Source organism: Actinophytocola sp. KF-1, from assembly GCF_054661535.1.
Window position 1 is genome coordinate 52372 of sequence record NZ_BAAFVK010000014.1, and the last position, 13190, is coordinate 65561.

Annotated in this window: 16 protein-coding genes; 10 read left to right on the plus strand and 6 right to left on the minus strand. The window is 75.2% G+C overall.

The features are described 5' to 3' along the window. Positions 1 to 29 precede the first annotated feature (29 nt). On the plus strand, positions 30 to 578 hold the full coding sequence (locus ACYQ77_RS35515) for a VanZ family protein (RefSeq protein ID WP_459719545.1): 549 nt from the start codon (positions 30 to 32) through the stop codon (positions 576 to 578). On the opposite strand, the gene ACYQ77_RS35520 is transcribed toward ACYQ77_RS35515, so the two are convergent. From ACYQ77_RS35520 to ACYQ77_RS35530, 3 genes are read right to left on the minus strand one after another with little or no spacing between them, the layout of a single operon-like run. After that, complete coding sequence (locus tag ACYQ77_RS35520; protein ID WP_459719547.1) at positions 564 to 1586, minus strand: aldo/keto reductase; 1023 nt, start codon at positions 1584 to 1586, stop codon at positions 564 to 566. The two genes, ACYQ77_RS35515 and ACYQ77_RS35520, sit on opposite strands and share 15 nt — an antisense overlap. A 45-nt stretch (positions 1587 to 1631) precedes the next feature. Then, the gene (locus tag ACYQ77_RS35525) at positions 1632 to 2159 is read right to left on the minus strand and encodes an N-acetyltransferase family protein (RefSeq protein WP_459719549.1); all 528 of its coding nucleotides are present in this window, start codon (positions 2157 to 2159) and stop codon (positions 1632 to 1634) included. 15 nt (positions 2160 to 2174) lie between these two features. Further along, complete coding sequence (locus ACYQ77_RS35530; protein WP_459719551.1) at positions 2175 to 2627, minus strand: hypothetical protein; 453 nt, start codon at positions 2625 to 2627, stop codon at positions 2175 to 2177. A 153-nt stretch (positions 2628 to 2780) separates the two neighbouring features. On the opposite strand from ACYQ77_RS35530, the gene ACYQ77_RS35535 reads away from it, so the two are divergent. The 3 genes from ACYQ77_RS35535 (at position 2781) to ACYQ77_RS35545 (ending at position 5012) form a co-directional block, all read left to right on the plus strand. Further along, positions 2781 to 2972: a hypothetical protein gene (locus ACYQ77_RS35535; protein WP_459719554.1), complete on the plus strand. Its 192-nt coding sequence runs from the start codon at positions 2781 to 2783 to the stop codon at positions 2970 to 2972. Between the two features lie 229 nt (positions 2973 to 3201). Beyond that, positions 3202 to 4137 carry a peptidoglycan-binding protein gene (locus ACYQ77_RS35540; protein ID WP_459719556.1) on the plus strand — a complete coding sequence of 312 codons (936 nt, stop codon included), beginning with the start codon at positions 3202 to 3204 and terminating at the stop codon, positions 4135 to 4137. Further along, positions 4134 to 5012 (plus strand): peptidoglycan-binding domain-containing protein, encoded by an 879-nt coding sequence (locus ACYQ77_RS35545; protein WP_459719559.1) that lies wholly within the window; start codon positions 4134 to 4136, stop codon positions 5010 to 5012. The genes ACYQ77_RS35540 and ACYQ77_RS35545 overlap by 4 nt, the downstream gene beginning before the upstream one ends. 4 nt (positions 5013 to 5016) lie before the next feature. Here ACYQ77_RS35545 and ACYQ77_RS35550 read toward each other — a convergent pair whose 3' ends face one another. Next, a complete protein-coding gene (locus ACYQ77_RS35550; protein ID WP_459719561.1) occupies positions 5017 to 5466 on the minus strand; it encodes an Lrp/AsnC family transcriptional regulator in 450 nt (149 codons plus the stop codon). 93 nt (positions 5467 to 5559) lie between these two features. On the opposite strand from ACYQ77_RS35550, the gene ACYQ77_RS35555 reads away from it, so the two are divergent. From ACYQ77_RS35555 to ACYQ77_RS35575, 5 genes are all read left to right on the plus strand, one after another. Then, the gene (locus ACYQ77_RS35555; RefSeq protein WP_459719564.1) at positions 5560 to 6402 is read left to right on the plus strand and encodes an LLM class flavin-dependent oxidoreductase; all 843 of its coding nucleotides are present in this window, start codon (positions 5560 to 5562) and stop codon (positions 6400 to 6402) included. Continuing rightward, positions 6399 to 6815: a nucleoside deaminase gene (locus tag ACYQ77_RS35560; protein WP_459719566.1), complete on the plus strand. Its 417-nt coding sequence runs from the start codon at positions 6399 to 6401 to the stop codon at positions 6813 to 6815. The genes ACYQ77_RS35555 and ACYQ77_RS35560 overlap by 4 nt, the downstream gene beginning before the upstream one ends. Then, positions 6812 to 7714, plus strand: coding sequence for a carbon-nitrogen hydrolase family protein (locus tag ACYQ77_RS35565; RefSeq protein WP_459719569.1), 903 nt, complete (start codon positions 6812 to 6814; stop codon positions 7712 to 7714). The genes ACYQ77_RS35560 and ACYQ77_RS35565 overlap by 4 nt, the downstream gene beginning before the upstream one ends. A gap of 77 nt (positions 7715 to 7791) precedes the next feature. Continuing rightward, complete coding sequence (locus ACYQ77_RS35570; RefSeq protein ID WP_459719572.1) at positions 7792 to 8358, plus strand: RNA polymerase sigma factor; 567 nt, start codon at positions 7792 to 7794, stop codon at positions 8356 to 8358. Next, entirely contained in the window at positions 8355 to 8807 is a 453-nt protein-coding gene (locus ACYQ77_RS35575; protein ID WP_459719575.1) for a hypothetical protein, read from the plus strand. Before ACYQ77_RS35570 ends, ACYQ77_RS35575 begins: the two co-directional genes overlap by 4 nt. On the opposite strand, the gene ACYQ77_RS35580 is transcribed toward ACYQ77_RS35575, so the two are convergent. Beyond that, the gene (locus ACYQ77_RS35580; protein WP_459719577.1) at positions 8797 to 9750 is read right to left on the minus strand and encodes a S8 family peptidase; all 954 of its coding nucleotides are present in this window, start codon (positions 9748 to 9750) and stop codon (positions 8797 to 8799) included. The genes ACYQ77_RS35575 and ACYQ77_RS35580 overlap by 11 nt on opposite strands. 86 nt (positions 9751 to 9836) lie before the next feature. Between ACYQ77_RS35580 and ACYQ77_RS35585 the strand changes: the two genes are divergently transcribed. Continuing rightward, positions 9837 to 12470 (plus strand): CHAT domain-containing protein, encoded by a 2634-nt coding sequence (locus tag ACYQ77_RS35585; RefSeq protein ID WP_459719579.1) that lies wholly within the window; start codon positions 9837 to 9839, stop codon positions 12468 to 12470. Here the strand turns inward: ACYQ77_RS35585 and ACYQ77_RS35590 are convergent. Then, positions 12467 to 13093, minus strand: a complete 627-nt coding sequence (locus ACYQ77_RS35590) for a peptidoglycan-binding protein (RefSeq protein WP_459719582.1) — start codon at positions 13091 to 13093, stop codon at positions 12467 to 12469. The two genes, ACYQ77_RS35585 and ACYQ77_RS35590, sit on opposite strands and share 4 nt — an antisense overlap. Positions 13094 to 13190 lie beyond the last annotated feature (97 nt).

Genomic DNA, 13190 nt, shown 5'->3' on the forward strand with positions numbered 1-13190 from the left:
TGTAGCAGGCTGGGGACGCGGGTGGTGGCGTGAGCGCGGGGTGGCACGGCTGGGTCGGCACGTTCACCGGCGTCGTGGTCCTGACGGTGGTCGCGCTGCCGCTGTCCGCGCTGGTGGTGTGGGCGCTGGCCCGCCACCGGATCGCGGCCGGCACGACGCGGGCACGGGCCTGGCGCACGTCGTTCGCCGAGGTGGGCCTCGTCCACGGGACGGTGCCGTGGGTGTGGATGATCCTGTTGCCGGGCAGCCGGGCGGGTGAGGTCCCCGGCCGGGTGAGCCTGGTGCCGCTGCGGGACCTGCTCTCGATGTCGCCGGGTCAGATCGTCGGCAACCTGCTGGTGTTCGCGGCGCTGGGGTTCCTCGCCCCGCTGCGGTTCACGGCGCTGGCGTCCGTGCCGCGGGTCCTGGTGCTCGCGGCGGGCTGCTCGGCCGTGGTGGAGACCGCGCAGTACGTCCTCCAGCTGGACCGGGTGTCCTCTGTGGACGACGTGCTGCTCAACGCGACGGGCGCCGGGCTGGCCGCGCTCGCGGCGCGCCGCTGGTGGGCACGCTCGCCCGCGCCCTCACGCGCGCGATGACGCTCCTCGGCGGACGAAGCGGGTCAGCAGACCGTACGGGTACGGCAGGGTTTCCGCGTCGCCGGCCGTCGTCAGCCGGTCGACCTGGTCCGGCGTCAGGGCCCAGCCGACGGCGGCCAGGTTGTCCTCGACGTGGTCGATGGTGCGGGGGCCGATGATCGGCGCGGTGACCGGCGGGCGTTGCAGCAGCCAGCGCAACGCCACCTGTGCCGCGGTGCGCCCGGTCTCGTCGGCGATCGCGGTCACCTCGTCGATCACCCGCCAGGTGCGGTCGGTGGCGTAGCCGCGCCACGGGATCACCCCGGCCTCGGCGCCGGCCTCGACGCGGCTGCCCGCCACCGGCGCGGTCGCGCCACGCCGGTGCGCGCCGGCCAGCCACCCCGCGCGCAGCGGTGACCACGGGAGCACGCCGAGACCTTCCGCGCGGCACACCTCGAACAGCTCCCACTCGGCCTCCCGGTCGAGCAGGTTGTACAGGGGCTGCAGGGACACCAGCGGCTCCCACCCCCGCAGCACCGCCACGTCCACGGCCTTCTGCAGTTGCCAGCCGGTGAAGTTGCTGACCCCGATGTACCGCACCGTGCCCGCGCGCACCAGCCCGTCGAGCGTGGACAGCGACTCCTCGAGCGGGGTGCCGTCGTCCCAGACGTGCAGCTGGTACAGGTCGATGTGGTCGGTGCCGAGCCTGCGGAGGCTGGCGTGCACGGCGTCGAGGATGTGCTTGCGGGACAGGCCGCGCTCGTTGGGCCCCGGCCCCATCTCGCCGTACGCCTTCGTCGCGATGACGTGGTCGGTCCGGCGCCGCGTCCTGAGCCAGCTGCCCAGGATCTCCTCGGCACGGCCGTGCCCGTAGACGTCCGCCGTGTCGATGAAGGTGCCACCGGCGTCGGTGAAGGCGTCCAGGATCCGGTGGCTCGTCCGCTCGTCGGTCCGCTCGCCGAACATCATCGTGCCGAGGCACAACTCGCTGACCCGAAGACCCGACCTGCCGAGGAATCGATACTCCATGGCGCCCGACGCTAGGCCCTGGAGCGCGCTCCACCGCAAGACCGTTCAGGCGCCCAGGTCGTGGTGGAGCCGTCGTTCGCGCAGTGCGACGCCGCCGGGGCCGTGGTCGAGCTGGGTGCGCCCGGTGTCGGTCCACCCGTGGTGGCGGTAGAAGCGCAGCGCGCGCTCGTTGGTGTCGAGCACCCACAGCCCGGCGTGGGTGAAACCGCCTGCGCGCAACCGTTCGAGGGCGGCGGCGTGCAGCCGGGTGCCGATGCCGCGCCGCCAGACGTCCGGGTCGAGGTAGAGCGCGTGGAGATCACCGAGGGTGGGGTCGGCGCGGTCCGCGGGCACGAGCGGCGGCCCGGTCGCGGCGAAGCCGACAACGGCCGCGCCGGTCGTCGCGACGACCGCGCCGGTGCCCGGCGCGCGGGTGGTGAGGACGTCCGACCAGACGGCCTCCCGTTCGGCGACGGACAGTCCGGCCAGCACGTCGTCGGGGAGCAGACCGCGGTAGGCGGCACGCCACGACCGCACCAGCAGGGTGGCGATCGCGTGCGCGTCCGCCGGGGTCGCGTCCCGTAGCTCGACCACGGTGTCAGCACGGTGTCAGCGCAGCGCGCCGGCGATCTTCGCCAGGCCGTCGCGGATCAGGCGGCCGTACTCGTCGTCGGCCAGGGCGCCGATCGTGTCCTCGGCCTGCCGGAGGTGCGCGCGGGCGCGGTCGAGGTCGCCGAGCTTGCGGTAGCACTCGCTGAGGTTCAGGTGCAGCGACGGGTACAGGCCCGCCACCGGGAGCGCGACACCGGCCTGCCCGACGCGGTCGTCGGTGAGCTGGTCGGCGGCCGCGAGGGCGCGCTGGTCCCAGAGCAGTTCCTCGTGCACGTCGTCCTGCGCGTCGGCCATCGCGTGCGCCAGGGTGCAGCGGTGCAGCGGGTCGCCGGTGTCGCCGCCGATCTCGGTCCACAGCTCCTCGAACAGGCGACGGGCGGCGTCCCGTTCACCCTGGTGGTTGAGCCGCACCGCCTCGCCGATCCGGACCAGCATCGGGTCGGTGATCATCGGGCGGCTCCTTCCGCAGGAGGCGACCGTATCCCCGGTCCGGCCGCCGGACAACTCACGTCGGCGGCCCGCAAGTACTTCCACCGGTTCCGCGCCGACCCGGCGATCAGCCCGGTGGGGCCCACCACGACCGCGCCCGCGGTGGGTGCGTCCGTGAACCGGCTGCGGCACCGCAACCGGGTGGTCGACCGGACGGCCGACTTCGCCGACCCGGCCTCGGAAACGCTCGCCACCGAGGACCTGGGCACATCGATCTCGAGCGGCGGCGACCCCGCCGCTCGAGCACCGTACACGCTCGCCACTTTTGTCACCGACGACGGCAAACCCGCCGCCCGGCGGGTCTGATCCGTACCGGACGGACGTGGCTGGTCCGGCACTGCCCCACCGGACCAACGACGCTCCACACCGGACACCAGCTCCCCGTCTGACCCCGGAACCCCGTACCCGGATCAGGCAGCACCGGCGGCGGAGACGCGTTGCGCTGAACGGCCGTCGGTCGAACACCCGACACCACTGCCGCTCCCCCGCGGTTACGTTCGCCGCCGGAACTGCCACTCGTCTTCGGGGAGCCGGGTTGGGAACACGCATCGTCAGCACAGCGAAACCGTTGCTCGCCGCCATCGCGGTCGTCGCGATGCTGGTGGGCTTCGTCCAGCCCGCGTTCGCGGCGCCGGGGTGGCCGGTGCTCAGCGCCGGGTCCTCGGGCCCGGACGTGGGCACGGCCCAGCACCTGTTGCGCCACCACGGCCACGGCATCACCGCGGACGGCGCGTTCGGGCCGCGGACCCGTGCGGCCGTGGTCGCTTTCCAGCAGGCGCGGGGTTTCACCGCCGACGGCATCGTCGGCGCGCAGACCTGGGGCGGGCTGATCGTCACGGTCCGCCAGGGCGACACCGGGGAGGCGGTCGCCGCCGTGCAGACCGCGCTCGGCAAGCACGGCGCCGGGTTGGCCGTGGACGGCGCGTTCGGGCCTGCGACGGCCGCGGCGGTGCGCTCGTTCCAGTCCGCCAACGGGCTGGCCGTCGACGGCATCGCCGGGCCGCAGACCTGGCAGCACCTCCTCGGCGGAGGCGGCGGGGGCGGCGGGTTCTCGCTGCCCATCCCCCGGGGCGCCCTGTCGCGCGGCTACTACACGGCCCCGCACCACGACTACCCGGCGCTCGACCTGCCGGTCGGCTCCGGCACACCGCTGTACGCCGTGCGGTCCGGCGTCGCCAACCGGATCAGCAACAGCCGCTGCGGTCTCGGTTACTCGCTGGCGGGCGACGACGGCGCGTCCTACCTGTACTGCCACCTGTCCAGCCACGGCGTCGGCTCCGGCACCAGGGTCGGCGCGGGCGCGCAGCTCGGCTGGTCGGGCAGCACCGGCAACTCCACCGGCCCGCACCTGCACCTCGAGATCCACGCGGGCGGCGTGAACCGCTGCCCCCAGCCGTTCCTGCTGGCGATCCACGACGGCCGCACGCCGCCCGCCGCGGCCGCCCTGCCCACCGGGGGGTGTGTCGGATGACGCGGCTCGCCGCCGTGCTGTGCGCGGTGCTCCTCCTGCTGGCCGGGTTCACGCCCGTGGCCGCGGCGGAACCGTCGTGGCCGGTGTTGCGCACCGGCGCGCACGGCGCGAACGTGACCACCGCCCAGTACCTGCTGCGCGCCCACGGCCACGGCATCTCCCCCGACAGCGACTTCGGGTCGGGCACGCAGGCCGCGGTCGTGGCGTTCCAGCGGGCGAACGGGCTCACCGCGGACGGGATCGTCGGCGCGCAGACCTGGGGCCGCCTGGTCGTCACGGTGTCGCAGGGCTCGGCGGGCGACGCGGTCCGGGCGGCCCAGGTCCAGCTGAACAAGTTCGGCTCCGCGCTGGTGATCGACGGCAGCTTCGGCCCGGCGACGGCCGCGGCGGTCCGCGCGTTCCAGTCCGCGAACGGGCTGGCAGGCGACGGTGTCATCGGGCCGCTGACGTGGGCGCACCTCGTCGGCCAGGCCGGGTCGGGCTGTCCCGTGCCGGGTCAGCCGGACCTCGACGTGGCCAGGGTCGTGCACCGGGCCGGCACCGAACTGGGCGTCGGCGACCGGGTGATGCTGGCCGGGTTCGAGACCGGGCTGGTCGAGTCGCACATGCACAACCTGCCGTGCGGCGACCGCGACTCGCTCGGGGTGTTCCAGCAGCGCCCGTCGCGGGGCTGGGGCACGCCGGAGCAGGTCGTGGACGTGGCGTACGCGTCGCACTCGTTCTTCACGAGGGCGGTCACGGTCGCCGCGGCCCACCCGGACTGGTCGGCGGGCCAGGTGGCGCAGGCCGTCCAGGTGTCGGCCTTCCCCGACCGCTACGACGCCGCGGAAGCCGCCGCGCGCGACCTCATCGGACGCGTGCGGGCCGCCCTGTGACGGTTCAGGCGGGTGTGCCGATGCCGCGGAACGGCAGGGTCTGGGTGTAGACGATGTTGGTCGTGGTGGTGCCGAGCGCGGTCAGCTCGTTGACGACCTGCTCCAGGTGCCCCATGGACGTGGCGGCGACCTTGAGCGTGTAGCAGTCCTCCCCGGTGGTGCGCAGGCACTCGAGGATCTCGGGGCGTTCGGCGAGCAGGCGGTGCAGCGGCTGGTGCTGGTTGCCCGGGTACTTCAGGCGCACCAGCGCCAGCACGCCGAACCCGAGCCGGTCGAGGTCGACGGTGGCGCGGTAGCCGGTGATGATCCCCGCCTGTTCCATGCGCTTGACGCGTTCGGTGGTCGCCGATGCGCTCAGGTTGACCCGCCTGCCCAGCTCCGTGAGCGCCACGCGGCCGTCGGTCTGCAGCTCGGCGAGGATGGCCCAGTCGGTCGCGTCGAGGGTCTCGGTCATTCCGCCAATCTACCGGGAGATCCACGGCGAACCCGCCAGAACGCCGTGGACAGTCCCTTCATCCGGGGTGCGCGCCGGACATAGTCTTGGGGCGTGTTGATCGGAGTGAACGTCCCCAACTTCGGGCCGGGGACCCGGCCGGCGGTGCTGCGCGACTGGGCGCGGACCGTGGAGGGGCTCGGGTTCGACCTGCTCATGGTGTCCGACCACGTGGCGATCACCCCGGACGTGGCCGCGCAGTACCCGGCGCCCTTCTACGACCCGTTCACCACGCTGTCCTGGCTCGCGGGGGTCACCGAGCGGGTCGTGCTCGGCACGACCGTGCTCATCGCGCCGTACCGGCACCCGCTGCTCGTCGCCAGGATGGCCGCGAACCTCAACGACCTGAGCGGCGGCCGGTTCGTGCTCGGCGTCGGCATCGGCTGGGCCCGCGAGGAGTTCGCGGCGCTCGGCGTCCCGTTCCACCGGCGTGGCGCGCTGACCGACGAGCTGATCACGACCGTCCGGGCGGCGTGGCGGGACGACGGCTACCGCGCGGGGACCATCCCGGTGTGGGTCGGCGGGCACAGCGACGGCGCGCTGCGCAGGGTGGTCCGGCTCGGCGACGCCTGGCACCCGCTGCGCCAGACCCCGGACGACTGGCGGGACACCCTCGCCCGGCTGCGGAAGATCGCCGACGACGAGGGACGGCCGGTCCCGGCTCTGGCGCCCCGGATCCTGGTGCGGCTCACCGACGCGCCGCTGACCGACCGCAGGCTCGGCGAGGGCACGCTCGACCAGGTGGCGGGCGACATCGAACGACTGCGTGCCGACGGCGCGTCGGCCGTCGTGCTCGACCCGTTCGGGGGCGACCCCGACGAGACCCGGCACCCGGAGCGGGCGTGGCGCATGCTGGCGACCGTGCGGGAAATGGTGCGAGACAAGGAGATCCGGTGAACCCAGAACACCTGCGGCGGGCGATCGAGCTGGCCGCCGAGGCACGCGCGGCGGGCAACCCGCCGTTCGGCTCGCTGCTGGCCGGCCCGGACGGCACGGTGCTGGTGGAGGAACGCAACACCACCCTCACCGACGACGACATCACCGCGCACCCCGAGCTGAAGCTGGCGCGCTGGGCGGCTCAGCACCTGGACGCGGCGACGGCGGCGAAGACCAGCATGTACACCAGCTGCCAGCCGTGCGGCATGTGCCAGGGCGCGCTGGCCCGGTCCGGGCTCGGGCAGGTGTACTTCGCCCTGTCGGGTGAACAGCTCAACGGACTGCGCACCGGTGGTGACTTCCCCGCGGTGCCGACCGACGGCCCGCACCTGTACGAGGAGGCGAAGGTCCCGGTCGAGGGCTACTACCCGTGACACGCGTGGCGGTGGTGCAGGCCGCGCCGATGCTGTTCGACACCGAGGAGACGCTGCGGCGCTTCGCGTCGCTGCTCGCCGAGGCGGCGTCGGCGGGTGCGGAGCTGGTGGTGTTCCCGGAGGCGTTCCTCGGCGGGTACCCGAAGGGCGCGACCTTCGGCGCGACGGTCGGCGCGCGCACCGACGAGGGGCGGGCGCTGTTCGCGCGGTACCGCAGGGCGGCGATCGACATCCCGGGCCCGGACCTGGACCGGGTGCTGGCCGCGGTCGCCACGCACGGGGCGCACGTCGTGGTCGGCGCGATCGAGCGGGCCGGGCACACCCTGTACTGCACGGCGCTGCTGATCGGCCCGGACGGCACGCTGCTCGGGCACCACCGCAAGCTCGTCCCCACCGGCACGGAGCGGCTGATCTGGGGGCAGGGTGACGCGTCCGACGTCGCGGTGGTCGACACCGCCCTCGGCCGGGTCGGCATGGCGATCTGCTGGGAGAACTACATGCCGCTCTACCGCGCCGAGCTGTACCGGCAGGGCGTGGAGCTGTACGTGGCGCCGACCGTCGACTCCCGCGACACGTGGGCGGCGACCATGCGCCACGTCGCCGTCGAGGGCCGCTGTTTCGTGCTGTCGGCGACCCAGTACGCGGTCGCCGCGGACTACCCGCCGGACTTCCCGGTGCCCGCCGGGGGCCCGGTCATCCGCGGTGGCAGCTGCGTCGTCGACCCGTTCGGCACCCCGCTCACCGGCCCGGTGTTCGACCGCGGCGACGTGCTGGTCGCCGACCTCGACACGGCGCTGCTGGACGGCGCGTACCTCGACCTCGACGTGTCCGGCCACTACGCCCGCCCCGACCTGTTCCAGCTGACGACGACCAGGAGCCCCCGCCGCCTGATCGAATGAACCCGCCGCGGACGGCCGCGTGTATCACGGCGACCACGTGCCGCCTCTCCTACGATGAGCCTGATGGGAGGCCCACCGTGGACGTCCGCACGATGCTCGCCTCCGCCGCGGCGGGCGACCAGCAGGCGTGGCACGCGCTCGTCGACGCGTACACCGGCCTGTTGTGGTCGGTCGCCCGCGGGTTCCGGCTCGGCCCGGCCGACGCCGCCGACGCCGTGCAGCTCACGTGGCTGCGGCTGGTGGAGCACCTGGACCGCATCGAGGACCCGGAGCGGCTGCCCGGCTGGCTCGCGACTACGGTGCGCCGCGAGTGCCTGCAGCTGATCCGGCGCACCGCGGCGAGCAGGCAGACGCCGGACACCGACCTGGTCGGGGAGCTGGCCGACCCGGCGCCGCCGGTGGACGACCGGTTGCTGCGCGCGGAACGCGACGCCGAGCTGTGGCGGACGTTCGCCCAGCTCGGCGAACGCTGTCAACGGCTGCTCCGGGTGCTGTCCGCGGTGCCCGCCCCCGCCTACACCGAGGTCGCCGCCGCGCTCGACATGCCGATCGGCAGCATCGGCCCCACCCGCAGGCGCTGCCTCACCCGGCTGCGTGAGCTGATGGACGCCGCCGTCCGCACCGGGGAAGGAGAACGGCCATGACCGACGAACGGGACGCGGCACAGGACGCGGCCGACGAGCGGTTGCTGGCGCGGCTGCGGGAGACCGCCGCCGAGTACGACCCCGTGCCGGAGCACGTGCTCGCCGCGGCGCGGGCCGCGCTCGGCACCCGCAGGATGGACGAGGAGCTGGCGGCGCTCGTGGCCGACTCCGCGCTCGCCGACACCGGCGTGCGCGCCGCGGCCCCGGAGGTGCGGCTGCTGACGTTCGAGTCGGCGGGCGTGTCGCTCGAGCTGCAGGTGGAGTACCGCGACGACCGCGTGTCGGTGCGCGGCCTGGTGACCGGCGCGACGGGCGAGGCGGTCGTCGAGGTCGCGGGTGAGCGCCACGCGGTCCCGATCGACGACGGCTGGTTCGCCGTGACCGGGCTCCCGCGCGGCGCCACCCGCGTCACCGTGCCGGGCACCACCACGAGCTGGGTCAGTCTGTAGGCGGCGCGAGGGTGATCTCGCCCCACGTGCTCGCCCTGCCGCGGACGTAGGGCTTCCACTCGACCCCGGTGCCTCCGCCGGGCACCGGGATGCGCTGTGCGCCGAGCACGTACTTCTCGGCCGCCGCGCGCAGGGACAGCCCCTGTTCCATGACCGCCCGCGCGATGACGCCGGTGACCGTGGCCGCCGCGAACGAGGTGCCGCTCCACAGCGCCCAGCCGTGGAAGTGCTGGGCGAGGTGCGCGACCGCGGGGTCCTGCGTCTCGTTGTGGTGCACATGGGGCCCCAGCACCTGAACGCCGCTCGCGGTGCAGTCCACCCACGGCCCGCGGTTGCTGAACGGCGCGAGGGCCGGCGGCACGCCGCCCGCCGCGGCGTGGGTCTCGTCCACCGCCCCGACCGCGATGGTCATGCAGTCCCGGTCGCCGGTGCGCACCCCGGCCGGGTACACGACGTCCGAGCCGCCCTGGTTGCCCGCGGCCATGACGACCACCGTCTCCCCGGGCAGGTCCCGCAGCGCGGCCGCGATGTCCGCCGGCCGGCCCTGCTCGATCTCGGTGCCCGCGAAGGACAGGTTGATCAACCGGCAGCGCGACAGCGACCTGATCGCGGCGCTCACATCGCCGTCCGCCCAGCTCGCCGGCTTCACCATGCGCACCGTGGCGGCGGGCGCCTCGCGGAGGACCAGGCCCGCGATGAACGTGCCGTGCCCGTGGGTCTCCCCGAGCATCCCGTTCGGGGGAATGTCCTCGACGTCGCCCTCCGTGCGCTCGATATGGTTGGCGAGCCAGGCGTGGGGTCCGCCTCCGTGGCACGCGAAACCGGTGTCGACCACACCGACCACGAAGTCGCGGGCCGGAGTGGTGTTGGGCGGGTACGACTGGTGAACGGCGACGGCGATGTCGGAGGCGCCGCCCACGCGGCCACCGGCGGGTCGGAACATGTCATCGGCTCCCTTCTGCTGTGGACATCCATGGGTGATGTCGCCCGCCACCCGCGTGATACATCACGGCGCGACCGGACCGCATCGTGACCGAGACCTCCGCCGCGCTCGGGCAGGCCGTCGCCGCGCTGGACATCGCGGTGACCGAGCCCGCCAAGGCCGTGCGGCTCGCCACGGCCGCGGCGCACCGCGCGAACGGCGACCCGGAGGCGGCCGCCGTGGCCGGGCGCGCGCTGGGCATGGCGTGCACCGCGCTGGGCAGGCTCGTCCCCGCGGAACGGCACCTGCGCACGGCGATCTCCGTCGCCGACGGCGCGCGGCTCGCGGTCCGCGCGGCCGAGGCACGCGGATCGCTCGCCTACGTGCTCACCCTCGCGGGCCGCACCGACGACGCGCTCGCCGAGATCGCGCTCGCCGCGCCGGTGCTGCGCGGTGTCCCGGCCGCGCGGCTCGCGATGCTGCGTGCGCTGATCCTCACCGAGCTGGCCCGCTTCGCCGAGGCGGCCGCCGGCTTCGCCGACGCGCTCGCGATCCTGCACCGCGCGGGCGGCGACCCCGTGCTCGAGGCCGACATCCGCACCAACCGCAGCCTGCTGCTGGTGCACCGGCGGGACTGGCGCGCCGCCGACGAGGACCTGTGCCGCGCCGAGGCGAACTACCTCGCCACCGGCCACACGGGACGGACGGCGATGGTCCACCACAACCGGGGCCTCGCGGCCGCGGTCCGCGGTGACCTGCCCGCCGCGCTGGTCGCGTTCGACGAGGCGGCCGCCCGCTACCGCGCGGCCGGGCGCGACCTCGGGCTGCTCCCGGTCGAGCAGGCCGAGGCGCTGCTGTCGGTCCGGCTCGTCGCCGAGGCGCGGGCGGCCGCGGAGCACGCGATCGCGGAGTACACCCGGCAGCGCAACGCGGTCGACCTCGTGCAGGCGCGGCTGCTGCTCGCGCAGGCCGCGCTGCTGGCCGGTGACCCCGCCACCGCGCGGACCGAGGCGGAGCGGGCCCGCCGGTCGGCCGCCCGCCAGCACCGCGCGGGCTGGGTGGCGCTGGCGGCGTACGTGGCGTTGCGTGCCCGGTGGGCGGCCGGGGACCGCGATCCGGCGCTGCTGCGGTCGGGGCGGCGCACCGTCGCGGCGCTCACCGGCGCGGGCTGGCTGGTCGCGGCCATGGACGCGCGGCTGATCGTCGCGCGCACGGCGCTCACGCTCGGCCGCACCGCGGTGGCGACCCGGCAGCTGGCGGCCACGGCGCCGGCGCGGTCGACGGGACCGGCCGAGCTGCGGGCCCGGGCATGGCACGCGCTCGCGCTGCTGCGCCTCGCCCGCGGCGACACCCGAGGTGCCCGCGCCGCGCTGGCCGCCGGGATGCGGGTGGTGGACGCGTTCCGGGCGAGCCTCGGGGCCACCGAACTGCGGGCGCACGCGTCCGGGCACGCCGGTGAGCTGGCCGAGCTCGGCCTGCGGCTCGCACTCGAGTCCGGCCGGGCCGCCCAGGTGCTGCTGTGGGCGGAGCGCTGGCGGGCCGGCGCGCTGCTGCTGCGTCCGGCGCGCCCACCGGACGACGCCGCGCTGGCGGGTGACCTCGCGGAGCTGCGGCAGGTGGCCGTGGAACTGGCGGAGGCGGCGGCCGGGACCGGCGACACCGCGGCCCTGCTGCACCGGCAGTCCACAGTGGAGCGGCGGGTGCGGGCGCGGGCACGGCACGCCTCCGGCACGCACGCGCCGGTCCCGCCGGTGCCGGTGACCGCGCTGCGTGCCGCGCTCGGCGCGCGTGCCCTGGTCGAGTTCGTCGAGCACGACGGCGTGTTCTCGGCCGTGACCGTCGCGGGTGGACGGACGCGCCTGCACGCGCTCGGGCCGGTCGCGGAGGTCGCCGAACAGGTGGACGCACTGCGGTTCGGGCTGCGCAGCGTCGGGTACCGGCTCGGCTCGGCACGTGCCCTGGCCGCGTCGGCCGACCTGATCGAACGGCGGGCGGAGCGGCTGGACCGGCTGCTGCTGCGGCCGCTCGCGGCCGACGTCGGCGACCGCGAGCTGGTGGTCGTGCCGACGGGTGCGCTGCACGCGCTGCCGTGGCCGGCACTGCCGGGATGTGCGGGCCGGCCGGTGTCGGTCGCGCCGTCCGCGGCGCTGTGGCACCGTGCGCTGCGTAGTCCCGCCGGGGCGGACGGGCACCGCGTGTTCGCCGCGGGTCCCGGTCTGCCGCACGCCACCGCCGAGGTGGCCGCGCTGTCCCGCCACCGCGACGGCCTGCGCTTCACCGGTGGCCGCGCGCGGGTCGAGGCCGTCACCGCCGCACTGGACGGCGCCGGCCTCGCGCACATCGCGGCGCACGGCACGTTCCGGGCCGACAACCCGCTGTTCTCCGCACTGCACCTCGCGGACGGCCCCCTGACCGTCTACGACCTGGAGCGCCTCGCCACCCCGCCGCGGCACCTCGTGCTGTCCGCGTGCGACTCGGGGCTGCCCGCCGTGCACCCGGGCGACGAGCTGCTCGGCCTCGCCGCCGCGCTGCTCGGGCTCGGCACGCGGAGCCTGGTGGCGACCGTGGTCCCGGTCCCGGACCGGACGAGCAGGCCGCTCATGCTGCGCCTGCACCGGCACCTGGACGCCGGGCTCGGCCCGGCCGCCGCGCTGCACCGCGCCCAGCGTGACGTCGCCCGCGGGGGCGACGTCACGGCCAGGGTCACCGCGCTCGGTTTCGTGTGCTTCGGCGCGGGTTAGGCGAGCAGCCTGCCCCACGTCTTGGGGCCGACGATGCCGTCGACGACCAGCCCCGCGCGGCGCTGGAAGGACCGCACCGCCTGGTCGGTGAGCGGGCCGAAGATCCCGTCGACCGCGAGGTGGGCGCCCTGCTTGCGGTTGAGGATGCCCTGCGCCTCGCGGACGGCCGGGCCCTGCGAACCGCGGCGGATCGTCGGGCGGCCGGGCGCGTGGCCGTTCGAGGACACGACCTCGAAGTGCATCTCGTCGACGCGGCCCTGGAAGTCGCCACCCCAGCGCAGGCCCAGTTCCCTCGCCTTCGCCGAGATCGCGGCCCGCTTGCCCGCGGGCACGGTCCCGCGCTTGCCGAGCGGGTGCGACGGCGCGTTGAGGTCGATCGCCGTGCCGCTGGCGTGGTTGCTGAGCTCGGTCCCGCCGATGATGTCGCGGAAGGCGTAGCCCCAGCACTCCCCCTTGCGCAGCGGTTCCACGTTGTGGTGGAACCAGCGCGCCATCTCCAGCAGCCGGGGCGCGACGTCCGCCCGGATCGGCAGCGTGACCTGCGTGCCCGGCACGGTGAACGACCGCACCCCGATCTCCGCGGGCTTGGCCGACGCCGGGAACCCGTTCTGGCTCTTGGCCATTTCCCTCATCTCCTTGAAGCTCCCGCCAGCACGGGTCCGGCGGCTCTCCGCCGCGCACTGGCGTGTTGGCTTCCTTGATGCGGCTCGGCGGCCGGCT